This is a genomic window from Paenibacillus sp. CCS19 (genome assembly GCF_033239625.1).
Lineage (GTDB): Bacteria > Bacillota > Bacilli > Paenibacillales > Paenibacillaceae > Paenibacillus_T.
The window spans coordinates 32,616-57,553 of sequence record NZ_BTCK01000042.1; the positions used below are offsets into that span (position 1 = coordinate 32,616).

General features: G+C 50.3%; 29 protein-coding genes and 1 riboswitch. Of the genes, 2 read left to right on the forward strand and 27 right to left on the reverse strand.

The genetic code is table 11. The annotated features are described in order from the left end of the window. Positions 1–164: 164 nt before the first annotated feature. From fin to SBI19_RS23290, 17 genes are all read right to left on the reverse strand, one after another. On the reverse strand, positions 165–395 hold the full coding sequence (gene fin / locus SBI19_RS23210; RefSeq protein ID WP_317971909.1) for an anti-sigma-F factor Fin: 231 nt from the start codon (positions 393–395) through the stop codon (positions 165–167). Positions 396–554: 159 nt separating this feature from the next. After that, positions 555–902 (reverse strand): hypothetical protein, encoded by a 348-nt coding sequence (locus tag SBI19_RS23215; protein WP_317971910.1) that lies wholly within the window; start codon positions 900–902, stop codon positions 555–557. Positions 903–1,063: 161 nt separating this feature from the next. Next, the gene (gene pth / locus SBI19_RS23220) at positions 1,064–1,624 is read right to left on the reverse strand and encodes an aminoacyl-tRNA hydrolase (protein ID WP_317971911.1); all 561 of its coding nucleotides are present in this window, start codon (positions 1,622–1,624) and stop codon (positions 1,064–1,066) included. Between the two features lie 196 nt (positions 1,625–1,820). After that, entirely contained in the window at positions 1,821–2,489 is a 669-nt protein-coding gene (locus tag SBI19_RS23225; protein ID WP_317971912.1) for a 50S ribosomal protein L25, read from the reverse strand. Between the two features lie 83 nt (positions 2,490–2,572). Beyond that, positions 2,573–3,973 (reverse strand): bifunctional UDP-N-acetylglucosamine diphosphorylase/glucosamine-1-phosphate N-acetyltransferase GlmU, encoded by a 1,401-nt coding sequence (glmU, locus tag SBI19_RS23230; RefSeq protein ID WP_317971931.1) that lies wholly within the window; start codon positions 3,971–3,973, stop codon positions 2,573–2,575. A gap of 123 nt (positions 3,974–4,096) precedes the next feature. Further along, positions 4,097–4,381, reverse strand: a complete 285-nt coding sequence (gene spoVG, locus SBI19_RS23235; RefSeq protein ID WP_110046107.1) for a septation regulator SpoVG — start codon at positions 4,379–4,381, stop codon at positions 4,097–4,099. Positions 4,382–4,508: 127 nt separating this feature from the next. Continuing rightward, positions 4,509–4,904, reverse strand: coding sequence for a RidA family protein (locus SBI19_RS23240; RefSeq protein WP_191207116.1), 396 nt, complete (start codon positions 4,902–4,904; stop codon positions 4,509–4,511). 30 nt (positions 4,905–4,934) lie between these two features. Continuing rightward, on the reverse strand, positions 4,935–5,759 hold the full coding sequence (gene purR / locus SBI19_RS23245; RefSeq protein ID WP_317971913.1) for a pur operon repressor: 825 nt from the start codon (positions 5,757–5,759) through the stop codon (positions 4,935–4,937). A 202-nt stretch (positions 5,760–5,961) separates the two neighbouring features. Next, on the reverse strand, positions 5,962–6,816 hold the full coding sequence (gene ispE, locus SBI19_RS23250; protein WP_317971932.1) for a 4-(cytidine 5'-diphospho)-2-C-methyl-D-erythritol kinase: 855 nt from the start codon (positions 6,814–6,816) through the stop codon (positions 5,962–5,964). Between the two features lie 171 nt (positions 6,817–6,987). After that, complete coding sequence (locus SBI19_RS23255; protein WP_110046103.1) at positions 6,988–7,173, reverse strand: small, acid-soluble spore protein, alpha/beta type; 186 nt, start codon at positions 7,171–7,173, stop codon at positions 6,988–6,990. A gap of 196 nt (positions 7,174–7,369) precedes the next feature. Then, positions 7,370–7,642: a biofilm formation stimulator Veg gene (gene veg, locus SBI19_RS23260; protein ID WP_317971914.1), complete on the reverse strand. Its 273-nt coding sequence runs from the start codon at positions 7,640–7,642 to the stop codon at positions 7,370–7,372. A 144-nt stretch (positions 7,643–7,786) separates the two neighbouring features. Next, a complete protein-coding gene (gene yabG, locus SBI19_RS23265) occupies positions 7,787–8,683 on the reverse strand; it encodes a sporulation peptidase YabG (protein WP_317971915.1) in 897 nt (298 codons plus the stop codon). 795 nt (positions 8,684–9,478) lie between these two features. Beyond that, positions 9,479–10,390 (reverse strand): 16S rRNA (adenine(1518)-N(6)/adenine(1519)-N(6))-dimethyltransferase RsmA, encoded by a 912-nt coding sequence (gene rsmA / locus SBI19_RS23270; RefSeq protein ID WP_317971916.1) that lies wholly within the window; start codon positions 10,388–10,390, stop codon positions 9,479–9,481. A gap of 3 nt (positions 10,391–10,393) precedes the next feature. After that, a complete protein-coding gene (gene rnmV, locus SBI19_RS23275; protein ID WP_317971917.1) occupies positions 10,394–10,960 on the reverse strand; it encodes a ribonuclease M5 in 567 nt (188 codons plus the stop codon). 121 nt (positions 10,961–11,081) lie between these two features. After that, positions 11,082–12,233 carry a resuscitation-promoting factor gene (locus SBI19_RS23280; protein WP_317971918.1) on the reverse strand — a complete coding sequence of 384 codons (1,152 nt, stop codon included), beginning with the start codon at positions 12,231–12,233 and terminating at the stop codon, positions 11,082–11,084. Between the two features lie 240 nt (positions 12,234–12,473). After that, positions 12,474–12,676: riboswitch (cyclic di-AMP (ydaO/yuaA leader) on the reverse strand. A gap of 180 nt (positions 12,677–12,856) precedes the next feature. Then, positions 12,857–13,642 carry a TatD family hydrolase gene (locus SBI19_RS23285; RefSeq protein ID WP_317971919.1) on the reverse strand — a complete coding sequence of 262 codons (786 nt, stop codon included), beginning with the start codon at positions 13,640–13,642 and terminating at the stop codon, positions 12,857–12,859. A gap of 51 nt (positions 13,643–13,693) precedes the next feature. Then, positions 13,694–14,992 carry an HD domain-containing protein gene (locus tag SBI19_RS23290; protein ID WP_317971920.1) on the reverse strand — a complete coding sequence of 433 codons (1,299 nt, stop codon included), beginning with the start codon at positions 14,990–14,992 and terminating at the stop codon, positions 13,694–13,696. Between the two features lie 285 nt (positions 14,993–15,277). Here SBI19_RS23290 and SBI19_RS23295 point away from each other — a divergent pair, with 285 nt between their 5' ends. Beyond that, positions 15,278–15,532, forward strand: a complete 255-nt coding sequence (locus SBI19_RS23295; protein WP_006038197.1) for an AbrB/MazE/SpoVT family DNA-binding domain-containing protein — start codon at positions 15,278–15,280, stop codon at positions 15,530–15,532. A gap of 292 nt (positions 15,533–15,824) precedes the next feature. Here the strand turns inward: SBI19_RS23295 and rsmI are convergent, their stop codons facing one another. The 10 genes from rsmI to SBI19_RS23345 all read right to left on the reverse strand — a co-directional run bounded on the left by rsmI (position 15,825) and on the right by SBI19_RS23345 (position 23,547). Further along, positions 15,825–16,763, reverse strand: coding sequence for a 16S rRNA (cytidine(1402)-2'-O)-methyltransferase (rsmI, locus tag SBI19_RS23300; RefSeq protein WP_317971921.1), 939 nt, complete (start codon positions 16,761–16,763; stop codon positions 15,825–15,827). Next, on the reverse strand, positions 16,760–17,533 hold the full coding sequence (locus SBI19_RS23305; RefSeq protein ID WP_317971933.1) for a tRNA1(Val) (adenine(37)-N6)-methyltransferase: 774 nt from the start codon (positions 17,531–17,533) through the stop codon (positions 16,760–16,762). The genes rsmI and SBI19_RS23305 overlap by 4 nt, the downstream gene beginning before the upstream one ends. A gap of 172 nt (positions 17,534–17,705) precedes the next feature. Beyond that, positions 17,706–18,092: an initiation-control protein YabA gene (locus SBI19_RS23310; protein WP_483312329.1), complete on the reverse strand. Its 387-nt coding sequence runs from the start codon at positions 18,090–18,092 to the stop codon at positions 17,706–17,708. 61 nt (positions 18,093–18,153) lie between these two features. Then, a complete protein-coding gene (locus tag SBI19_RS23315; RefSeq protein ID WP_110046093.1) occupies positions 18,154–18,957 on the reverse strand; it encodes a PSP1 domain-containing protein in 804 nt (267 codons plus the stop codon). Between the two features lie 4 nt (positions 18,958–18,961). Further along, positions 18,962–19,939, reverse strand: coding sequence for a DNA polymerase III subunit delta' (gene holB, locus SBI19_RS23320; protein ID WP_317971923.1), 978 nt, complete (start codon positions 19,937–19,939; stop codon positions 18,962–18,964). 108 nt (positions 19,940–20,047) lie between these two features. Beyond that, positions 20,048–20,488 carry a YaaR family protein gene (locus SBI19_RS23325; RefSeq protein ID WP_317971924.1) on the reverse strand — a complete coding sequence of 147 codons (441 nt, stop codon included), beginning with the start codon at positions 20,486–20,488 and terminating at the stop codon, positions 20,048–20,050. Between the two features lie 54 nt (positions 20,489–20,542). Continuing rightward, complete coding sequence (locus tag SBI19_RS23330; protein WP_317971925.1) at positions 20,543–20,872, reverse strand: cyclic-di-AMP receptor; 330 nt, start codon at positions 20,870–20,872, stop codon at positions 20,543–20,545. A gap of 72 nt (positions 20,873–20,944) precedes the next feature. Then, the gene (tmk, locus tag SBI19_RS23335) at positions 20,945–21,577 is read right to left on the reverse strand and encodes a dTMP kinase (protein WP_317971926.1); all 633 of its coding nucleotides are present in this window, start codon (positions 21,575–21,577) and stop codon (positions 20,945–20,947) included. Positions 21,578–21,668: 91 nt separating this feature from the next. Continuing rightward, positions 21,669–23,237, reverse strand: a complete 1,569-nt coding sequence (locus SBI19_RS23340) for an aminotransferase class I/II-fold pyridoxal phosphate-dependent enzyme (RefSeq protein WP_317971927.1) — start codon at positions 23,235–23,237, stop codon at positions 21,669–21,671. A gap of 115 nt (positions 23,238–23,352) precedes the next feature. Continuing rightward, positions 23,353–23,547 (reverse strand): sigma factor G inhibitor Gin, encoded by a 195-nt coding sequence (locus SBI19_RS23345; protein WP_317971928.1) that lies wholly within the window; start codon positions 23,545–23,547, stop codon positions 23,353–23,355. Between the two features lie 229 nt (positions 23,548–23,776). Here SBI19_RS23345 and SBI19_RS23350 point away from each other — a divergent pair, with 229 nt between their 5' ends. Continuing rightward, complete coding sequence (locus SBI19_RS23350) at positions 23,777–24,307, forward strand: hypothetical protein (protein WP_317971929.1); 531 nt, start codon at positions 23,777–23,779, stop codon at positions 24,305–24,307. Positions 24,308–24,938: the final 631 nt, after the last annotated feature.

Sequence of the window (24,938 nt, forward strand, 5' to 3'; positions counted from 1 at the left end):
ACGGCACCTTCCTTCTGCGATGCGTACACTATCGCACCGTGTGACGATGAGAAAAACCTCTATCGAGGCCATTCGAGGCGAATTGACCGCGTTTAGAGGTGAACACACAAAGAAGCCTCAGCCATCCCGATGCCTAGGCTAAGGCTGTCGCTTGTATTCCAAAGCTATTGGAGCGGATTCGGTATAAGCACTAGCTCCGGATTTGCTTCAATTGCTTCGCGGCAATAATCACAAACCACGTTAACAATGACGTCCCCATTTGGGTTATACGCTATTATATCGCTGCGCTCCTCGGGGGTCAAGAAATGGAAACCGAGCTGCTGCTCCGTTACCGATGCGTTATCAATCGTCCCTACCGTGGACCGGCAATGCGGGCAAATGTAGTTCACAGCCATATGTATGCCTCCTGACCAATCGTTATACACGTTAGTATGTCCCAATTTGGGACGATATAACGATCGGCGGAACACAGGTTTCATGCTTATCAAATGAAAAAGTCTGATTCAACAGCCATTGAAGTGGCGATCGAACAGACTTTTTCATCTGTGCCCGTATTAACCGATGAGCGCAAACGCCTCGACGCCTGCTGGAATTGTCCGCACCCGCTGCAGGATGCCTGCCGGGTTGAAGGTACGGAGCTGATAGCTGACTTGCGTAAGCGTTCCGATATTGTTGAACACGACGACGCCGAACGGATCGAATACGGCTTGGGACACGACTCTGCCGTTACGGATTAGTTGGGCAAAAAAGTTGGTCGTACGAAACGGTACGCCGCTGGTCTGCACCCATACAACCGTAAGTCGGCTTAAATTCGGACTCGAACTCGTTGTCGACGACGGACGCGCTACTCTTACAACCGTGCCGCCCGGCAAAATAAACGGAGGGCTAACCAATTTAACCACCGTTCTCACTCCTCTCGATTCTTGTACCATAGACAGCTTATGCGAGAGGAGGTAAGCCCGAATGGACGAATGGGGGCAAAGCTTGCGATTACGGCTTGCACCCAGGCTGGAAAGCTGATTCGCAGTGAGGTTAACTTATAGGTTATTGCCGGGATAGCCGATTAACCATTAAATTTGGCCATCGTCTGCTCGAACGTTGCTTTGAGCGCGAATTCTGCCGCATCGCAGGTCTGATCGATCATCGTGGACAACTTGTCCTGCTCAGCCTTCGGGAAGTTGGCTAGAACGTAGTCAGCAATGTTGCCGCCCGGCTGCGGGCGCGTAATGCCCATACGGATACGGTTGAACTGCTGCGTGCCGACATGCTGAATGATCGATTTAATGCCGTTGTGCCCGCCTGGGCTCCCTTGGTAGCGCAGACGAATGCGGCCGATCTCCGTATCGAGGTCGTCATAGATGACGATCAGATCTTCAAGCGCAACTTTATAGTAATCCATATAGGCGCGGATCGATTCGCCCGACAGGTTCATATACGTCATCGGCTTCATCAGGACTACCTTCGTACCCCCTACGTTGCCTTCTCCCACCAGTGCCTTGCACTTGCTCTGCGTCACGCTTATGCCCCAGCGCTTGGCGAGTTCATCGATCGCCATGAACCCGACATTATGCCGCGTACTTTGATATTGCGTTCCCGGATTACCCAGTCCAACGAACCATTTCATAATGGATGATTCACTCCTATAATTGCTTTGACATGGTCTCGATCAACAACATTAAGTATAAAGTCGATAGCTTATATAGCCTTTGATTTACACAAAAAGGCTGCATCAGCAGCCTCTCTTGCGGTCGTGTTACGATTGCAGCGTATACATACGGGAGCTTGTGAGGTGCAAGCTGTTACAACAGAACCAGCGGCGACTACGCGTCCTGGCCGCCGACGCCTGTCTTGACCTCTTCCATCTTCGCATGCTTCGAGCGCGATTCCGCTTCGTGCAGTTCGACTGCCTGCGCCTCTGCTTCCTCTTCCGACAGCTCCAGCTGCGGTGCAAGAATAGTGACGACGACCTGCTCAGCATCGGAACGAACCGTCACGCCTGCAGGTACCGGAATATCCCTGACCAGCAGGTTCTCGCCAACGCCAAGCGACGTCACATCCAGCTTGATAACCTCTGGCAGCTGGTCTGGCAAGCATTCGATCTCCAGCTCATGGGCGAGCAGCTGCAGGATGCCGCCTTCTCGTTCGCCTTTGCTGTCGCCGGCTGCTTCCAGACGTACATGCGTCCGAAGCTTCTTGTTCATATTGATCTGGTGCAGATCGATATGAACGACATGATGCGTCAGAGGATCACGCTGCACCTCGCTGATGACGACCGATTCCGATAGACCGCCTGGAATCGATACGGTCAGCACCGCATTCGGATGCGTGCGCAGCAGAGGCAGCAGCTCGCGCTCTGCGAGCGCGATCGGTGTCGGTGCGGCCAGATTTGGCCCGTAAACTACGCCCGGCACCTTGCCTTGGCTGCGCAGCTCACGAATCTCGCGCTTCGTTCTTGTTGTTCTTGTCTCAACTGTCAATGGTATGCCCAATTGGATAACCTCCTTCGCTTTCCCCCATAGGCTTACCTATAGCCAAGCGAAATAATCGGGCATCCGGACAGTTTTTCCCTCATCTATTGTTTGGCGAGACGTTCCTTCTTCGCTTTCGCGCGTGCGCGAAGCTTCTCGCCGTAGCCCGCCTTGTTCTCCTGACGGACACGAGCGATCGCCATGTCGTTCGCAGCTACATCCTGCGTAATTGTCGAGCCTGCAACGACATACGCTCCGTCACCGATCTTCACCGGTGCGATCAAGTTAACGTTGCTTCCGACGAAGGCGTTATCGCCGATCTCGGTGACCGATTTATTGAAGCCGTCGTAGTTGACCGTAATCGCGCCGCAGCCGATGTTAACATCCTTGCCAACGAAGGCATCGCCGACGTAGCTCAGATGGGACACTTTGCTGCCGTCGCCGAGCGTAGCATTTTTGAGCTCAACGAAATCACCGATCTTGCACTCGCGGCCAAGAACGGAGCCTGGGCGAAGATTCGCATAAGGGCCGACCGCGCTCTCCTCGCCGATAATCGCATCGACTGCAACCGAATATTTAATCGCTGCGCCATTGTCCACCTTCGTGTTCGTCAGGTCTGCCTGCGGTCCGATTACGCAATCCTCACCGATTACCGTCGCGCCGCGAAGAATCGTTCCCGGATGAATAATCGTGTCCGAACCAATGACAACACCCGCTTCAATATAAGTGGCTGCCGGGTCAATGATCGTAACGCCGTTGATTTGATGTTGACGCACAATGCGAGCACGCATGAGCTGCTCTGCTTCTCCGAGGCCAACGCGGTCATTCACGCCGATTCCTTCCGAGAAATCGGTTGCGATGTAAGCTCCGACCGTCTCGTCCTGCTTACGAAGAATTTCGAGAACATCCGTAAGGTAGTACTCGCCCTGCGCATTGTTGTTCGTCACAAGCTTCAGCGCTTCGAACAGCTTGCGGTTGTTGAAGCAGTACATGCCCGTATTGATTTCCGTAATCGCCGCTTCTTCAGCCGAGCAATCCTTCTGTTCCACGATACGAAGCACTTGGCCGTTCTCGCCGCGGATAATGCGACCAAGCCCTTGCGGGTTCGGAACGACAGCCGTCAGTACCGTTGCGGCTGCGCCCGCATTCGTATGCTGCTCCAACAGCTTGCCCAACGTTTCTGCTGTTACTAGCGGCGTATCGCCATAAAGAATGACCGTCGTGCCTTCCTCTTCGCCGAGGAGCGCCGCAGCCTGCTGCACCGCATGGCCTGTACCAAGCTGTTCTGCTTGCAGCACGAATTCAGCGCGATCGCCTAGGGTAGCCTTGACCAGCTCTGCGCCGTGTCCGACAACAACGACTTTGCGTTCGCACGCCGTTGCATCTACTGTATCGAGCACATGCTCCACCATCGGCTTGCCGCACACTTGGTGAAGTACTTTATATAGCTTAGATTTCATTCGCTTGCCTTGTCCTGCTGCAAGCACAATCGCCATCAATTTCAATGTCATTAACCTCCTGCCAACATTCGCTTAAGTAGAAATAAAAAGCCCGTTTATTCTGTATTTGACTATATCTTATTCATATGCAAAAGAAAAGAGAGCCCGTAGGCCCTCTTCGTCTCATTATTACGCTCCTTCTTCGATAACTTCCTCTTCCGCAGCAGCGCGTTCGTACTCAGCGAGTACGGCAGCTTGGATTTTCTCCCTGGTGGTTGAAGAAATCGGGTGAGCGATATCCCGGAATTCTCCGTCCGGAGTCCGTTTACTTGGCATAGCGACGAACATGCCATTGTTGCCGTCAATAACACGGATATCGTGAACGACGAATTCATTATCAATGGTGATCGAAGCGATCGCCTTCATACGGCCCTCCGAGTTTACACGTCGGAGTCTGACATCTGTAATTTGCACTTGTGTTCACCACCTTTGCCTCTTGAAGACTTGGTGTATACTTCCACACTTTAGAGCAAATTCCTTCTATTTTTTTGGAAAAGTTATGCTGATTTATATATTTTTTTTTGCACTAGAAAACTTTTCGCTATTGTTCGACAGATACCGATGCGATCAATTCTATTTCGACAAGTACGTCCTTCGGCAGGCGCGCAACCTCTACTGTCGAGCGTGCTGGTTTATGGTCGCCGAAGTACGATCCGTAGATCGCATTAACCGCTCCGAATTGGTTCATATCCTTAATAAATACCGTTGCTTTCGCCACATCTGCGAACGTTGCGCCTGCTGCTTCGAGCACCGCTTGAAGGTTGCGGAACACCTGATGCGTTTGCTCCTCGATGCCGCCTTCTACGAGTTGTCCATCTGGACCTAGTGGAATTTGACCCGAAGTAAAGAGCAGATTTCCTACCTTTGCAGCATGCGAATAAGGGCCAATCGCAGCAGGTGCACCCGCCGCATTCACGATTTCCGGTTTCAGTTTCATTCGTGATTCCTCCGTCCAAATTATTATATTTTATTTAAAGAAATTACCTGGAATGACCACCGTTTGTTTGGACTTTAAGTCTACTGCCGTTACCTTCGCCAGCGACACATAATCCTCCAACAGACGCTCTTCGGTTCCCAATTCGCCTGACTCGACGAATACGCCGACGCCGGCAACCTTCGCATTGAACTCTCCGAGCAGATCCATCATGCCCTGAATCGTTCCACCGGCTTTCATGAAGTCATCAATAATAAGGACTCGGGCGCCTTCACGCAATGTGCGTCTTGCAAGCGACATCGTCTGGATCCGTTTGTTGGAGCCGGATACGTAGTTGATGCTCACAGCAGAACCTTCCGTCACCTTATTATCACGACGAACGATAACGACCGGCAGATTGAGGCAAGCCGCAGTCGCATAAGCGAGCGGAATCCCTTTGGTCTCTACCGTCATAATGACGTCGATTTCGCGACCAGCGAACGCAGTAGCGAACATACGTCCCAGCTCGGACAGCAGCTCAGGTTGTCCAAGCATATCCGTCATGAACAAATAGCCGCCAGGCAGCACGCGTTCCGGCTGCTCCAATTGGCGGCACACAGTTTGAATCGTCTCCATCGCCGTATCCTGGCCGATCTTCGGCGTGAATTTCACGCCTCCTGCCGCGCCTGCGAGCGTATGCAGTTCGCCGATTCCTTCGTCTTCGAACACTTCTTTAATTATCGCCAAATCCTCGCTAATCGAGGACTTAGCGGATTGATAGCGATCCGCGAATGCGGTCAGCGAGATGAGTCTATGTGGACGGCTCAGCAAATACTGTGTCATTTCTACGAGTCGAGCACTTCGTTTCAGTTTTTTCAACGTATTATCTCTCCTCGCCAAAATCCGAATATTATAATGAAAATATACCACTTTTATACGGATTTAATCAAGGTGAAACGGCTGTTTCCGACCTCAGAGGCGGGTAATGCGTTTCATTCTAGAGGGATCCGAGCTTTAGGCTTAATAAAGTGATGCATTATACAAATCCTGGATTTCAAGAAACGAACATTTGTTAACTGACCTACGTCAACATCCGAACGACGTACACCTCTTTGCAGAACCCGCGGAGTCCGTTATAGATGCGCGCCAGCTTCGCTTCCTTCGACACAAGGCCGAATACCGTTGGTCCGCTGCCGGACATTAGTACACCCTCTGCGCCTAGCTTCTGCATGCTCTCCTTGAGCTGAAGCACTTCGGGATAATGTTTCAAGGTCACTTCTTCGAGCACATTGCCGAGCGATGCGCACATATCATTGAACGAGCCTTGCGCGATCGCACCCAGCATGTCCTTCATAGACGGATGCCACTTGAGCTCTGATGCTTTGAAACGGCCGTACACATCAGCAGTCGATACGTTAATCGGAGGCTTCGCCAGAACAACCCAGCATTGCGGCGGGTTCTCGATGCGCTCTAGACGCTCGCCGCGGCCCGTCGCGACAGCCGTTCCACCGGTTACGCAGAACGGAACGTCCGATCCGAGCTCTGCGCCAAGGACACATAGTTCCTCGTCCGAGATGCCGAGTCCCCACAGTCGGTTCAAGCCGCGAAGGGCTGCCGCTGCATCGCTCGATCCGCCAGCAAGACCTGCGGCGACTGGTATTTTCTTATCCAAATGAATATATACGCCCTTGCGGACGTCATAACGGTCTTTAATCAGCTTCGCAGCCTGGAATGCGAGGTTCTTCTCATCGAGCGGTATGTATCCAGCCTGACTCGAAATAATGATCTGATCGCGCTGCAGCTCTTCCATCTCCAGACGATCGGCCAGATCGACCATCGTCATAATCATCTCGACTTCATGAAAGCCGTCGTTGCGCTTATGCAGCACGTCGAGCAGCAGATTAATTTTGGCAGGGGCCTTCTCGTATATTTTCATCATTTTCACCCGTTCGTATGGTTAACTCCACCTATTATAACAAACGCAGTCAAGAAATGCGAAAAAGAGTGAAGCTTGTAAATAGGCCGCCTCTATGCAAACAAGCTCCCGCCATTAGAACGGAAGCCTGCGCGACTGAAGCGTAGAACGGATATACGTGATTGACCTTGGCTATTGGTTCGTTTTGTTCGCAGCAGCCTGCTCCGCGAGTTGAATCGCCCGCTTCACCATATTGCCGGCATCCTTGGCGCGAATGCCTCCCCAGCCTTCCTGCTGAACCGTATCGTAGAAGCCCAGATCCTTGGCCAGCTCATATTTCAAGTTCTCGGACATCGTTCCTCGTCTTCTTCTGCTCATTGTTTTTCACTCCTTACATCAGGATCTTTGAACGGAGTTCAAAGTCACTCTGCTGCTACATCAGGATCTTGATTGCTGAACCGCCACTGCGACGAATAATGGCTTGATGCTTCATTAGCATGCCCTTGGCAAATAAAAAAATGCGCATCCTATTGGACACGCATTAGAAGCAGCCGGCCGATGCCGACTGTTGAAGCTATTGTATATAGTTGATGCGCACTTGCCCTTCTTCGTTGCACACATGGACTTCGACGGATTCGGTCAATATGTCCGCATAACTGTATGAAACGCGTTTAAATGCGCTCTCTTCCTGATCCAGCTTGACAATGAAAACAGATGGGTAGATTTCTTCCAGTACTCCGGTACGTTCGACGGTCTTTCGTCGGCCTCCATTCGCGCGGAGCCGAATCTTAGATCCGACATGGGCTTCTAAGCTGCGTTTGATTTCCAACAGCGCATTTTTTGCCATTGTCCACTACCACCTCTTTCCTCGTCCATTATAACGATCGAGGGAGGCAGTGTCAAATTGGTCAATAATTATATCAGCCAACAAAAGTTGGTGTCAATAGTATTTTTCGAATTTCTAGGCTGGAAAATAGAATCATATAATCGTCTACGTTATAACATTCGCTTGCGACGTCTGCTTCGTCCACTTCGGCTTCGGCAGTCCTTTGCGCAGACGACCTATCGTCTCTATGCCGCCGATCCCTTCAATCCCGCTGATCGTACCTTGAATCACTTCAGGCAGGTCGATCGTCTCCCGAATCGGCGTTGCGCTCGCTTTGATTGCGATATAGACAGGATCGAGCGCATGAATGAGAATACGACCCGGCGAGCTTGCAAAATTGGAGCCTGCCTGCAGCAGCGCTTCATAGTGAGATTGGCACGCACCTGCAATGACGACGAGCGAGTCGCGGTTTTTCTCATAGTCGCGTGCTACGCGAACGGCGTCAACGAAGTTTTTCGAATTCTTATAGCTGCTGATGCTGCCTAAGTCTTCACTCCGCCTGTTCTTCAATACACCGTCGTGTCCGGTAATGACGACGATATCGGGCTTCAATTCCGGCAGCAGACGATACAATAGCTCAGGCATTTGCGCCTCATGGACGTGAATACCGTGTGCTGGAACACGCATCTGGGAGTACAGCTGCATACTTTTGCGCATATAATTGCCGTCGCCGTCGAGATGAAGCACTTTGCCCGGCATTTCATAAAACGAAGGATTCGATGTCGACTGGGCAGCCAGCCGAATGGGTCCATCCTGCTCATGGACTGGCCGACGATTCTCCTGCATTCGACGCAGCGATTCTTTGACCTTAATACGAACCTGCTGGGATGCTGGCGTCGAATCCGGATCGTTCACGACTGCCAGATCAAGAAGCGGCGAGTCCGCAAGCAGCCGATAATCCGTGCCTTTCAAGACAGCTAGTTGGTTTTCTCGTAATTGTTCAATGCGGAACAGCACGTCACCGCCGTATGATTTGCGGACGACCAAGTCCCCTTGCTTCATGGGCAGATCACCTCTTCGTGTATCCTATGGGTGACCTTCCTAGAAGGTGACACCAATATCAGAGGGCATGGCCCTCTGAACTCCCCTTGTTAGGGGCTGCGCCCCTTGGACCCGGATTTAACAAGTGCTCTGCCCTATGACTCGAATTATTTGTCCCTGGTGGGACCTGACTCTTTTTTCAAAAACAATTTAAAACCATTTTCGACCCCACCCAAACCCTCCCCTGGTCTCAGGGGAGGGCCCCGAGGGCCCGCCCTCTGGACTCCCGGAGGACTAGTTTAGCTACGTTTGACGGATTGGGATAGGCTTAGATGAGCCTAGGGTACGTTCGAACGTCCGCATACGATTCGACGCACCAGAGTCAGTACGTGCTAATACTCGCTTTAGTCCCTGCAGGACACGCTTTACTTTTGGTGCTCCTACAGTTTGATCCCCTCGGTATCTGAGGGCTTTAGTAGGGAAAAGCAGTTCGAACGTATGTATACCATTTGGCGGGACTGAGCTATTAGGTGCTCATACTCGAATGTCCGCAACATTTTCTGCCCAGCCGCCGTTGTAATTGTTACAACAGAAAAGGTGTGTTATGCCTGCATAACATGCTGTGGTTGTAATCCGTACAACAGAAACAACGGTTGAAAGGCGTCTCGGGGTCGGTTGTAGCCATTGGCAGCTCCTGTTGCACGTTTTACAGCGGGAGACGCTGTAAACAAATACAGCCCCTATTCCGTTGCACATAATGCAATGGAATAGGGGCATTGTTATTTCAAGTGTCGATCGGTGGCTAGCCGTGTAAACCTAACCTTGCAGGCCGAGGCCGGCTTCGTAAAGGGCAGTGCTTAGTTTGGCGAATTCGTCTAGGGAGAGCGTTTCGCCGCGGCGGCCTGGGTCGATGTCGATCTGCTCCAGCAGCGTAGTCAACGTTTCACGCTGGTCTTTGCCGAGCCAGGACGATAGGTTGTTCATGAGCGTCTTGCGGCGCTGTGCGAAGGATGACTGCACCACGCGGAAGAAATGCGCCTCGTCCGGCGTTTCGACAGCGGGCTTATCCCGCAGCGCCAGCTTGATCACTGCCGAATCGACATTGGGCTGCGGGATGAACACCGTATGCGGTACGATGCATACGATGCTCGGTACGCAGTAATATTGCACGGCGACGCTCAAGCTGCCATAATCCTTGCCGCCTGGCTTGGCCGCCATTCGGTCTGCAACTTCCTTCTGGATCATAACGACGATATTCTCCAGCGGCAGCCGTTCCTCTAGCAGCTTCATAAGAATCGGGGTTGTCACGTAGTAAGGTAGATTCGCCACTACGCTGACGCCTGACACATCATTGAAGCGCTCTGCGAACAGCTGATTCAGATCCAGCTTGAGCACGTCCGCATGAATAACCTCAACGTTATCTTCGCCTGCGAGCGTATCGCGCAGAATCGGAATGAGACGGTTGTCGATCTCTACTGCCGTCACCTTGCCAGCCGATTGAGCCAGATGCTGCGTGAGTGCGCCAATACCTGGTCCAATCTCGAGTGCACCTTTGGTCGAATCAAGCTCAGCAGCCGACACGATTTTGTGCAGGATGTTCTGGTCGATTAGAAAGTTCTGTCCAAGACTCTTCTTGAACTCGAAGCCGTATTTCTTCACGATATCGCGTGTCCGCGAAGGGGTAGCTACCTCTACCGCCGTATTCTTCTTCTGTTCATTGCTGCTCATTAACTAGCCACGCTCCTGTTCCAGCTGCTGTTCCATTTGCCGCCATGCTTCTATAAACTCCGTCTTCGTAATTCGGAAGCTGACGCATCGTTTGTAGAAGGTTTTGCCGTTCGCATAACCGATTCCGAGCAGCTTGCCAATTACCTCTCGACGCTCAGACGCCTGAGGATGAACGGTAAGTCCCGCTTCTATAATATCGTCCCAAGTTACTTCGACCGATCCGCCTTCTCCTGCCAGCTGCTCCGTTCGCACATTAGCCAGCGCTTTGCGAATGGCTTCCGGCGATGCATTTTCGACACCGATATCGCCTTTGTACATCGCTTCCTCCTGAGGAAGAAACGCATGCTTGCAGCCGGGAACACGCTGCGCGACGATACGCCGAATGCGTTCACCTGCATGATCCGGATCTGTAAAAATAATAACGCCGCGGCGTTCCATAGCAAGCTCAACCCGCTTCAGCACCTGTTCGCCGATCGCAGAGCCGCCGGTTTCTATTGTATCTGCCTCGACAGCGCGCTTAATAGCCGTCGTATCGTCTTTGCCTTCAACCACAATTATTTCTTTAATCATCTTGCGCCATTCCTTCCCGCGAGCATACAAAAAGAAGAGGCATCGCCTCTTCTTATGATGGCATATTTGGCTGTGAATTACGATACATATCTGATACTGCTATCGGATAACGCGACACCCACTAGCTGGAGGACGGTTTGTTAGGCCCGATGATGTACACCGTATAGCCTTTCTTCGAACCGAACTCTTCCGCGTAGTCTTCGCTCTCGTAATAAACGTCGATCTTGTTTCCTTTAACCGCGCTTCCCTTATCCTCCGCACGACGGAATCCGATGCCTTCGATGTATACCCACCAACCGATCGGAATAACGTTAGGGTCAACGGCAATCGTCCGTCCTTCCTTCACTTTCGTGCCGGAAGCGGTAATGCCGTATTGCGGATGGTTCGCGCTCTTGCCCGTCGACTTCACGCCGGCGGAATAGGCCGTAAGCGTAACATTCTTCAGCACTTTCTTCGCCTTGAAGGAAATGCCTTTCAAAGATACCGTCTGCGGGCCGCTCGAAGCCTTGGCCGATAATGTCGTAACCTTCGGCTGCGCCTTCTTCGTACCGACAGCAACCACTTGGCTAACCGCCGGCCGCTGTACGGCTTTCTCGACGAGCGCTGTCGATACGAGCTTGCCGTCCTCGTACACGCTCTCGAATTGTTTCACAACGACACCATCAGTGCCGCTCTTAACCGTCTTCTCCTTACCCTGCTCAAGGGTAGGATCTTCTTGCTTCACGATCGTGAAAGGAACCGTATGCTGGGAGCTCGTTACTTTACGCTCCACACGTACGACCTTCACCGCCATGTTCGGTGTCAGGTCAGCCGTCAGCGCCGGATATACTTTGTCGTAGCTACGAACCGGAATATTTAATTCCTCGATCGCCGCTTGCACGGTATCCTCGGTCGTGTACACAGTCCAAGTCTTGCCATCAGCTGTTACGGTCACTGGATTCGCCGTGTCGATGACGACACGATCTCCATCCTTAATCGCTGCATTCAAAGGGATCGACACCTTATCATGCGGCCCAACCGTAATAGCTTGTTCATCCAGTAGGCGTTGCAGGACCCATTGCTTCGTTTTCACGATGCTCTCTTGTCCATTCACTACTACGGAGACGCTTCTCTCAGCCGTTCCGTACAACAACACCAATAACATGAAAGTCATAGCGATTGAGATAATTATACTCAATGTGATTAACCGCACGTTTTCATGCTTCCATCGCAATGCGAATGACATGCTGGATGATCGTTTCCCATGGGTGTCCTCTTGCGGAATTACGCCCACTTCTTCGGTCCTCCTTCAAAGTCCCGCCGTCGAGTGTTTCGCATGATACAATTGACGCGACTATAGTATATTGGCATGACGAATCATGCTATCCAGTCCCTCTCACCTTCACCTCCATTGCTAACCCTATGTCGACGTAAACTTCTTTATTCGAAAAGAAAAGAAGCCATCGACAGAGGATCATCTGCTTCGTGGCTTCCCGTTTGGTCGCGACTAAACATGGAAAGTGGGATTCGAAGGTTGATCTCTCTATTTCGCTTACGAGGTTAGCTGTCGGGTTCGGGCAAGAGAGTTGCCCTATCGTCACATTGCAGCGGATCGACCGCTATGCAATGCTTCCAAATTCACCCCATCGGTTATGCTTCCATGCGCACAAATCACTGTGCAGCATTTCCACATATGGTTCCCCCGTTCTCCGTTAGGAGATTAAGCGTACTACTGGAAATCCAATACATTGTGTAAGTTCTGAAATGAATCATACCCCGTGTTCGCATGCATTGTAAAGAACAGATAAAAGACGATTTAAACGATATTTAAGGAAATTCAGCGAAAAGAGAAGCGGTTTTGGGGACAAAATCAACTTTTATCACGCGTAAGGTCCCGATTCCTCACGATTTCAGCCATTATTGATCAAAACGGAAACATTTTCTAGCGTTTAGAGACGTTAAATATCCAATTTCTTCAACGCTCATTCCTTTAATTGCCGCAGCGGCATCAGCTACCAGTGCGACATAGGAGGACTCATTTCTCTTCCCTCTATAAGGGTGCGGTGCCAAATAAGGGGAGTCCGTTTCGATGAGCAGACGGTCGTCCGGCACTCGTGAAAGCACTTCCTTTGGAACCCTTGCATTGGTAAATGAAACCGGTCCGCCGAACGAAATATAGAAGTTCATATCGAGACAAGCTTTGGCCGTTTCCCAGCTGCCGGAGAAGCAGTGCATAATGCCTCCGACCTCTTCCGCCTTCTCTTCCTTCAATATACGTACGACGTCCTCCGAAGCATCTCGGTTATGAATGACGATCGGTTTACCGACTTTGCGCGCCAGACGGATCTGCTCGCGGAATACGCGATGCTGGACATCCTTCGGTGAAGTATCCCAGTGGTAATCGAGACCGATTTCACCGATAGCCACAACCTTCGGATGCGACATCAGCGACTCGATCCATTCGAGATCTCCCTCCTGCATATGGATGCTCTCAACAGGGTGCCAGCCAACAGCCGCATAGATAAAATCATGCTTTTCCGCCAATGCCATCGTCGTCGGAATCGTTTCGCGGTCAAACCCGATATTCACCATAATTTCGACACCCGCTTCTCTTGCTCGTGCGATAACTTCCTCACGGTCATTGTCGAATTTGTGATTGTCCAAGTGCGTATGCGTATCAATTAATGTAACTTTTCCGTTCATGTTGTCTTACTTTCTCCTTCCTATATATAAAACGTTTATTTTCTTCGAGTTCTAATAGCCAAAAATCGCGCGTATGCGGGCGTCGAGCCTATGCGCAACCGGACGCAGCAGATCGTCTGGGAAATACCAGCGATGCTTGTCCTGATGCAAGCCGGTCAGCGAACGAATAATATCCGAACGGGCCGAAATTTCCGATAAACCACCCTCCGAGTCAAGCAGCAGAATCGGCGGCTTGTCGCTGTTCTTCTTCCCATTACCCGCATCGGGCCGGTACACATCATAAGGAAGGTCGAATGGGAAATCAACCTCGAGATGGTAGTCGGGATGCAGGCCCGCTTGACGCAGCTGCTGCCTCGCTTCTTCGAAGAGGGCATCATTATGATCGCTTACAATGACTTCTTTATACAACCGCCTATGTAGGAACCTGCGGCACAGATCCGACAGCCATTCATCCCGCTCGTCTGACCACGCCATGAATACCGTCTGAGCTAACGCTTCATCTAATAGGAAATAATCACTCGTCGTGAGTTCCCCTTGGAACAGCTTCAACAGCGGCGTTGGCAGCCAGTCGAATGTATAACCATTCTGGAACAATTCTTTGGCCCTTCTGAAGATGTGACGCAGTATAATTTCCGAGCTTCGCGTTACGGGATGAAAGTAGATTTGCCAGTACATTTGATAGCGCGACATCAAGTAATCTTCCACTGCGTGCATGCCGCTTTCTTTGACCACGATACGCCCTTGATGAGGACGAAGCACGCGAAGGATCCGCTCCAGGTCAAATGTTCCGTAATGAACCCCCGTGAAATAAGCATCCCTCAGCAAATAATCCATCCGATCCGCGTCCATCTGGCTCGATACGAGGTTAACAACAATCGGTTTATCGTATTGCTTCTTAATAATAGCAGCGACACGTGCCGGGAAGGTCTCATCCACTTCGCGCAGAATCTGATTGACCTCTGTCTCTCCCATTATAATACGGCATGTCCAATCCTCATGATCGGTGTCGAAAACCGCCTCAATGGAGTGCGAGAACGGTCCATGTCCAAGATCATGCAGCAGCGCCGCGCATAGAGCAGGCAGCCGTTCCTCCCGAGGCCAGTCTTTGTATTCATTGCGCTCGAACTGCGAGATTATACGTCGTGTAATTTCATAGACGCCAAGCGAGTGAGAGAATCGGCTGTGTTCTGCACCATGAAAGGTTAGGTACGACGTTCCTAGTTGTCGAATCCTGCGAAGCCTCTGAAATTCTCTTGAATTAATAAGATTCCAAATCAGCTCATCCTGGACATATACCGATTTATGTACGGGATCCTTAAAAACCTTCTCTTCTGCTAGCAATCGCTCCATGTAAATCACACCCCTTAAAAGCTAATTTGTTCAAAATTTCGACACAGGACTATGTTTTTTGTCGAAAACTGTCGCATGTTCATTTCCAAACGTAATCAGTTTGTTGTATGATATTTGTATTGTTTTAATGCCTTGTTTACAGGAAATACAGAAAATGCAGCGCACTATTTACATTTTTTCTATATTGACTGATCTGGGTATTCTTGGTACTATATATTTCATAAAAAGTAAAACTGTGTCGAAAGTTGACGAATTAATAATTATGTTGAGAGAGGACTGATTCCTATGATGAAATCTACTGGTATTGTTCGTAAAGTTGACGAGTTGGGCCGTGTCGTAATTCCAATCGAATTGCGCCGTACGCTGGGTATTGGTGAGAAGGATGCGTTGGAGATTTATGTGGACGGAGAGCGCATCATGCTCAAGAAATATGAGCCAGCTTGTATCTTCTGCGGCAACGCAGAGAACGTTGCATACTTCAAAGGAAAAATTGTTTGCAATGTTTGCCTATCAGAATTGCCTGCACCTGTGACAAAATAAGAATTATAGGTTATAATATACTTATCCACATGTTAATTCTAACCTTTTTCATACTCCTTACGCCTTCCAGCGCTTAAACCCGGCCTGGAAGGTCTTTTTTTTTGTCCAGATGAAAACGTCCGCATCCTGCTCCACGCATGGCATTCTCCCCGAATCGCGTCCATCAAATCTACCGCCTCAAAAATCTTCGTTAGCTGTCTTACTCTCTGTGGACAAAAGGTGGATAACCTTTCGAGTTACCACACCTTATAACTGCTGACGCCTATCAAATTATTTCGATAGCCGATTTCTCTCATTCACTTTCGTCTTTACGCATGACCGCATTGTATACGTCCCGCTTCTGCATCGAACGGTCAGCTGCCGTTCGCTTGATTGCTTCCTTCCGATCTAGTTGAGCTTGCTCCTCGTAATGCCGCACATGAGCATCGAGCGATAGTGCCGACCACCATAGCTCGCCTGCCCCATTCGGAACGCCATCGGCTGTATCTCCCACGCTGCTATCCGCTGAGTAGCCAGCTGCTTGCGCCGTCCGCCCCTCAACGACAACAACATATTCGCCAAGCGGAGGATGCTCGTCCAGCCAAGCGATACATTCCGTGATCGTACCGCGGGCCGCTTCCTCATGGCGCTTGGTCAATTCGCGGGCCATAACAATTCGGCGATCACCAAGCACCTCGAGCATAGCAGGAAGCGTCTTCGTAATCCGATGCGGGGACTCATACATCATAATCGTGCCTTGCTCATGCGCGATGCTTGCCAGCCATTCATTCAAGGCCTTACGTTGTCTTGGCGGGAAGCCTGCGAATAGAAACCGTTCAGTAGGCAGTCCTGATATAATCAATGCGGACAGCGCCGCATTAGCGCCTGGCACGGGTACTACTTTAATTCCCCGCTCCGCCGCATCGCGAACCAAGTCTGCGCCTGGGTCAGATATAGCTGGCAATCCTGCATCGCTAACAAGCGCAATCGATGTTCCTTCCTCCAGCAGCCGTATAAGCTCTGGTCCGCTCGCTTTCTTGTTGTGTTCATGGTAGCTGACCAACCGTGTCTGAATTTCAAAATGGGTCAGCAGCTTACGCGTCTGCCGCGTATCTTCCGCTGCAATTAAATCCACTTCACGCAGTGTCCGAATGGCACGGAAGGTCATGTCCTCCAAATTGCCGATTGGCGTTGCCACCAGATAGAGCGTTCCGCCGCTCTCCCCTGCAAAACTCCGTTGAACCTGTATCATTCGTTCTCCTTCCCGTCCGCGCCTGCGGCCCACGATCCATTGCTGCCGTAGTACAGCCGCATCAGCTCTTCGGTGTATTGCCGTTCCTTCGTATATACGATAAGCGGAGGCAGAAGCTTCACCGATGGCTTGCCATCCCTTATCGCTTCAATTAATAGCATATTAGCCTCAGCTTCGGCATGCGCATGGACGAATCGGATTCGTTTCGGCTCAAGCTTCCAGCGACGGAACGATTCCAGAATGTCCATTAGTCGGTTCGGCCGATGTACCATAGACACTTTGCCTCCGGTCCGTACAAGCCTTGCACACGCCTCTACGACATTATCGAGCGTGCAATGCACTTCATGTCTAGCTATGGCATAATGCTCATTCTCATTCTGATCACCAGTTTGAGCTGGCATATAAGGCGGATTGACCGTAACCGCATCGTAGATGCCGTTGCCAGCTGTTTTCGGATATTGTCGCAGATCAGCCTCGATAATGCGAATCTGGTCGCCAAGCTTATTATACGCCACACTCCGTCTAGCCATATCCGCCAGCCTCGGCTGAATCTCCACTGCGTCGATTGACGCCTGTGTCCGTGTCGACAACAGCATCGGAATGACACCATTGCCCGTGCACAAATCAATAACCCGCCCACGCGGAGGAATAGACGCAAATCTGGCGAGCAGCACCGCATCCATCGAGAAGCTGAACACATCTCGACTCTGGATGATTTGAAGCTCCTTCGTCATCAGATCATCCAGCCTCTCGCCTGGAAGCAGCTCCATTTCCGCGTTATTCGTCACCTTTTGCTCCTGAACTCCGTTGTTTAACCCTTTATCGACATCCACCGTCAACGATCCTCCACTCCTACCTATCCTCATTGTTGCCAATAAGACTGCCTAAACAAAACAAAGACCCATTTAAGGGTCTTGTTCGAAATATAGAAATCGAAATGCGTTATTTATTCAAAAACGAGAGACAGAATAAACAATCGCCTTCCGTCCGCAAATGCCCGTAATAGACATTGCATATATGAAAGCCTTCATGATATAGACGGGCAAGATTATCATGACCGCCGCCAATAACGGGGAACGGCTCAGCCTCCGGAGAAGACGGGGGAAGTACATCTAACTGCTCCATACTTTCCGTTTGATCCGGTACTTCGTCCGCAGCCGCCGGCTCCTGTTGTGGCTCCAGGAAAGGGGTCCCCTGTCTTAGCAGCTTGCGCAATTGATCATTCTCTATACTCAGCCGCTTATTCTCCTCGAGCAATCTTTTAATATGCAGCTTCATTAACCCGAGTTCGGCGTGAACGGCGCCCGCGCGGCCTTCCAGCTCGTCCATTTGTACAAACAGATCATTGTTATCCAAATTTGTTCCCACCTCAGGATCGTGTTGGAACGGGTTATTTCACGACGACATCATCCATTGGGAGCTCTTTAGGCTTCCCGCCGATGTCGAGCAGCTGTACGAACACTGTCTTGCTCCCCGCATTAATTCCTGTTACTTTGCCTTCGCCAAGCGAAGTAATGACAATTTTACCGATAGTCGGAATTTCTTCGCGGACACTTTCATAGTTGTCATGCTCATATTTCAAGCAGCACATTAATCGGCCGCATAGACCCGAAATCTTCGTCGGATTAAGCGATAGGTTCTGATCCTTCGCCATCTTGATCGATACCGGTTCAAAATCACCCAGCCATGACGAGCAGCAAAGCACTCGTCCGCAAGGACCGATACCGCCCAACATCTTCGCCTCGTCGCGAACGCCGATCTGGCGAAGCTCAATCCGTGTACGAAACACGCTAGCCAAGTCCTTGACCAGCTCACGGAAGTCAACCCGACCCTCGGCGGTAAAATAGAAAATAATCTTATTGCGGTCGAACGTATATTCCACATCAACCAGCTTCATCTTAAGCTGATGGTTGCGAATCTTCTCCAAGCATGTCGTGAATGCTTGGCTCGCCGACCGTTTGTTTTCTTCTACCACCTTCGCGTCGGCTTCGTTTGCGATACGTATTACTTTCTTGAGAGGAAGGACAACATCCGATTCACCGACTTGCTTTTGTCCCACCACTACTTTCCCATATTCGATACCGCGCGCCGTCTCGACGATTGCATATTGATCTTTCGTTACGGGCAGATCGACGGGATCAAAGTAATAGATCTTGCCCGCTTTCTTAAAGCGGACCCCGACGACATTATACAAGGCATTAGCCCTCCTGTAGATTCACCAGTAATTGCTCCAGCGCCAGCTGCGTCGATACGTGTGCGCGTATTCGCTTGCTGCACTCCAGCACATGCTCCATGCAGTTCACCCATCCATCCGGTGTCCGGGAGAACGCATGCTTGCCAATCCATTCTGACTGATCTATAAAAACGATTTCTTCAAGCCTTCCAGCCTGGTAATGAATCATATCTTTATACCACAATAACAACATAGTGAGCAAAAGCTGCGGATCTTGTCCAACATCAGACTTCACGACCTGCTGCTGAACGGTAACGATCGCTGCAGTGAATCGGCTTAGGCTCTCCTTGCCTAATTGTATCACTACGTTTCTTGTTTCTGCAAACCCATTCTGCTGGATAAGCGCCCTGCACGCCTCTACGCCCGAAGCGATTCGAGATGCGGTACGAGCCTGCATCGACGCAATCCCTTCTGCCTCCAATGCAGCCTGCAGATCCTTAGGAGACAGCGGTACGAATGGGATCATCTGAACGCGTGACCGAATCGTTGGCAGCATCGCCTGTACATTCTCCGTAAGCAGCAATGCAACGATTTCGGACTGCGGCTCTTCCAGAAACTTCAGCAGACTGTTGGCTGCTTGAAGCGTCATTGTTTCTGCTTGCTCAACAATATATACCTTTTGCTGCACGCCTGCGTTTCGGTATGACATTTCACGCTGCAGCTGCTGAATTTGGCCAAGCTTGATTGACGCACCATCCGGCTCCAGCAGATGGAGATCCGGCTGATTGCCATGTTCGAACTTGCGGCATTCGATGCAATGGCCGCAAGCGTCTTCTCCACCCGATGTACAGAACAACGCTTGGGCAAAAGCAAGCGCCAGCGCCTTGCGGCCTGTTCCGCGCGGTCCGCTGAACAGATACGCATGCGATACTTTGCCGCTTCGCAGCGCATAACGCAGCATCGACTTCGCTTTCTCTTGTCCTGGCACTTGATCCATACTCATGATGCAGTTTCCTTCCTTATATTGAGGTAGTTCAAAAAGTCCGCTTTTGATCACGAAGCATCACAAGATGCATAAACCGAACTTTCTGAACTCTCATTTTAATACTCGCTAATACAACAAATTAATAAGCAATCCTCGAATCTCGCCGATCTTGCTTAGAAGTTCCAGTCTTCCCTGCTCGCTCTGCAGCAATTCCTCCGCCATCTCAATGAGCTTCTCATCGATCTCATCGAGCAGCTTGTACCGCTTCATACGGCCGCGTCGGTCGAAGCTTCGCTGCTCCTTGAGCCCGACTCCGCGTCTAACGGTATCCTCGAGAAACTTCTTCACCATCTGCTGGTACAGCTTAAGCTCCCGTACTGTCATCGAGCGTGTCAGACGCTCGCCTTGATTATATATATCCTGCAGCTTGCGTTGAAGCTGTTCCGTCGTTCTTTCCTGCTCGTTCTGCTGCAGCACATCCGAGAAACTCCTGGACACTACTGCTTTATTCAACTGATCCGTTCGCGACCGTTGCTCAAGCGGACGCCATCCTGATTCGATTTTCAAAGGTCGTCACACCCTTTCTTGTTCGCAGATCCCCGATCGCGACCGTTTCTATCTTTAGTAATGCTCGAACCGTTCGACTGGAACGACGAATACCGCCGCGCCGCCCACTTGTACTTCCACCGGGAATGGAATATAGGAATCTGCCGATCCATTCAACGGCGACACCGGTGTAACAAGCTGATCCCTTACTTTGCAGTTCGATCGAATAACCTGAAGCACTTCATGAACCCGATCATCTTCAATACCGATCATGAAGGTCGTGTTGCCGGCACGCAGAAATCCGCCTGTGCTGGCCAGTTTAGTCGCGCGGATACCTTCCCGAACGAGCGCATTGGACAACCGATTACTATCTTTGTCTTGCACGATTGCGATGACTAACTTCATCTTCAATCCCTCCCTAGACCAATGGATAGTTAGCTATGACATAGCTATCTCTATTATTTTGACAAAAGTCTGTTAAATTCCTGCACGGTGCGCACGGATTGTCGTAATACAATCATTTAACACATCTTCCGGCTGTTGTTCTGCGTTAATGATGACAATACGTTCTTTGAAACGTTCAGCCGCTTGTAAGAAGCCTTCTCTCACTTTATGGTGGAAAGACGCCGCCTCCAAGTCGAGCCGATTAATCTCCCGTCCTGCCGATTCCTGGATACGGCGCAGTCCAACCTCCGGCGTTACATCCAGATACAACGTGAGCGCTGGCATGAGCCCATTGATCGCGAAAGCATTGATTGCCATCACTTCATCGAACCCGATACCTCGTGCATGACCCTGATAAGCGAGGCTGCTATCGATGAAACGATCGCACAACACGACTTGCCCCTGTTCAAGAGCCGGCACGACTTTCTCTGTCAAATGCTGTCTGCGCGCCGCAGCGTACAACAGCGCTTCAGTCCGTCCATCCATGCTCGTATTGTCTCGGTCCAGAATGACAGCCCGAATTTGCTCTGCAATCGGAATACCGCCGGGCTCCCGCGTCGTCATTACTTGGTGGCCAGCAGTCCGCAGCGCTTTCGCGATACCGGTAATAACGGTTGTTTTGCCTGCACCTTCTCCGCCCTCTATCGAAATAAACAATCCCGTCAACTTCCACGCCTCAATTCATCTAGAAATATCATCTATATCTATCATAGCAAAAAGCCGTTAAGAACCGTCACATTATTTGTGCTTACCTTACTTACTGTATTACCCGAATCGTCCGGAGTGTCGGATCGGATGCTCCTTGACACTTGGCGCCCATTTCAGCGAGCCTAGCGAGTCTCGTGGCCACTGATTGTTCAATGCGCTCCCCGGCATAGATAAGAGGAATGCCTGGCGGGTAGGGGATAATCGTCTCCGCACTAATATATCCGACGGAGTCCGGCAATGTGACTGTCGTAATGGTATCCCGATTTACACGATCCATCGTGAAAAGAATCGGCTCCGAGATCATTTGATCCACTTCTACCTCATCTTGGGCACTCTCAAGCCGTTGTGAACCAACTCTGCCTTTGTCATGTTCTTTATCATCAGACTCCAGTACTTGTTCTATTGCTTCACATGCAGCAAGGAGTCGTTTCGTTTCATCATCACTCACGTATGGTCCGAACAGCAGCAATACCCGGTGCTCATCGGCCATCTCTGCCCAACATCCATGCGCCTCCAGCATCCGAAGAAGCTCATAGCCGCTTACAAGTCCACGCTCATCATGCAGCAGAACCCGTAGTGGATCAATTCGTATGTCATTGTTCCATTTAGGCCCGTATACGTCTGTTTTAGTCGTCGATACGGATTGATCTTGTTTCTTCCCATCAGACGCTGCAACTAACCGTCCATTCCGCTTCTTCATTTCTACTCTGAATAAAGCGGCCTGCCTCAATCCAGCCTCGAAGAAGGCCGGCCCCTCCTCCTCGATCATTGCCCGGGCAATATCAAGAGAGGCCATTATCGGGAACGACGGACTGGAGCTTTGAATAACCGCAAGCATATCACGCAGTCGTTCGAGATCGATATATCGCTCCCGTACATGCAGCATCGCGCCCATTGTCATCGCAGGCAGCGTCTTATGCGTTGATTGTACGACGACATCGGCTCCTTGCGAGATCGCTGACGCTGGGAATGCTTCATGGAGCCCATAATGTGCCCCATGGGCTTCATCGACCAGCAGCGGAATACCATAACTATGTGCTAGATCAGCATAAGGTCTGATCATTACCGCCCTGCCATAATAGTTTGGCGTACTCAGCATAACCGCTCGCGCTTCCGGATACCGCTGCAGCGCTTGTTCTACTGTATCTAGAGGCGGCACTAGTGCTGTTCCCTCGTCCGTCTCATAGGCTGGCTGCAGGAAGACGGCTCTTGCTCCTGCCAGGCGCAGCCCATTCAATACCGACTTATGAACGTTTCGCTGAACGAGAATAAGATCACCAGGCTCACATACGGTTAGAATCATCGCGATATTGCCAGCTGTACTGCCGCCTACCAGCAGCATGCTCTCGTCCGCTCCGAATAGGTTAGCAGCCAAGCGCTGCGCCTCTGCTATCGCATACTCTGGCGCATGCAGATCATCTGTTGCAGAGATTTCCGTAACATCAATAGACAAAATTCCGCCGAAGCGATCGAACCGCTCATGGCGGATCGCTTGTTCTTCTTTATCCGTCCTCCATGCCTGTCCATTGCGATGACCAGGTACATGAAAGGATACTGGCCGTGAAGCCTCATGCGCAGTGAGACACTCATATAACGGTGCTCTTATTTTTTTGTCCATTAGGCTCATCCTCTATATCGTCTATATTCCATTTATTCATTCAATTAACGGCCTTATTATCATCTCATATCATGCTCCAAATGAAAAAGCCTTTCCGTCATCGGAAAAGGCTTCTTCACGCGTTTCTCTGAATCCAAATTTGCTTCATCTGGTGAATATAGAAAGGATACTTCTCATCAAGTACATCCGTAGCTACAATATCAATCTCGCAGTCATCGCATATGAATTCTGTTACAATTCGGATACCCTCGTCCTCGCTCTTCAGCTCACCACATATAATACACTTACACGTATGCTTCGCTTCCTCCATGATGAATACCTCCTAAAAGCAATTTGCCCTCAGTACGGGGGAATAACGATCATCTCTATTATTATGGTACAAATTCTACTACTTTAGTCAATTGGGCTCTCATTTATTTCAGCGTATGTATGGAACGTCACTTTGGTGATTAGATGGGCGCAATAATCATTCACCATATTCAGTAATGCTACCTTCTAGCCGATAAAGGAGTTGATATCCTCGGAAAGGACAGCCTAGTATGCGACAAACCTTACAAGAACAGAAAAACGCTACCGTATACCAATACCGCCTAGTCAACAAAATAGATATCTACCCCCGACTGCTGCAAACCTACAAAATCGCACCTTTCGTAGGTATCGCAATCGAGATCATTCTCTTCGGGTGGAATGGACTCCTATTCGGATTAATCGGATTGCCCGCAATAACGCTGCTTCGCTTTATTCTGAACCGACTAACCCTGCTGCGAGTGGACAACTATCAACGACAGCGATGGGGCTGGAACATCACAATTCCTTATATGGGCTACAGTCCTGTCTCAGAGGTCAAACTCGGGCTTTATCGCAAAACAGAACTTACGATGTTCTGGATCGGACTTTGCGTTCTCGGTGCTCTGTTTCCCTGGATCAAGCAGTCCGGCTTCTGCGGCCTTCTGCTGTGGCATCTCTGGCTCGCTATTCCCGGCCTTATTATCTGCTTAAAGCTTCGCAGACAGCAACATGATGGCGTTGTTAAGCTGGAGAGCGAGAATATCTCGTACTATCACCGCTAGAATCGGTCGATGATCAAGTCGACCAATGATCACGCTGTAGACTCAAGGAGCTTACCCGACGTCGAATCTTAAACCGATTCTTGAAGTCCAGAGCTTATGCTTCCGATGCAGGTTTCCTACGGAAACCTTTTAACTCATGTAGGGTTTGCCTACACTCAGTTGCCCTAAGCTTTTACGAATGTAAAAGCAGCTTCGGAAGCATCTGCTCTTCGATCCCATTCAATCTTCTCGGTGCTGATTGGTCTTTAATTATCAGTTCCTTCCGCTAACAAAAAAACGCACTTAGTAAACAACAAAAAAGCCGTGTCATAATGACACGGCTTAATTCGTGCTTGACGTCTTCCTGATCAGCACCGAGAAGGTTGATTTAGATCTAACCAACAAAAAGCATATCATAAAGACATAACTGGTCCTCGTCCTACGTACTTGACGTCTCTTTTCAGGACCCTGCGGGCAAGTACCATTGACGCTGAAGGAATTAAAGGCCTATGCCGGTCGATGATCAAGAAGAGTAATCAAGGAGCTCACTCGACGTCGAATCTTGCTCCAGCCTTCTTGGTGCTGATCGACCTCTTTTTAAACTCTTTATCGTTGGTAAGCAACAAACCCTAAAAAACAAAAAAGCCATGTC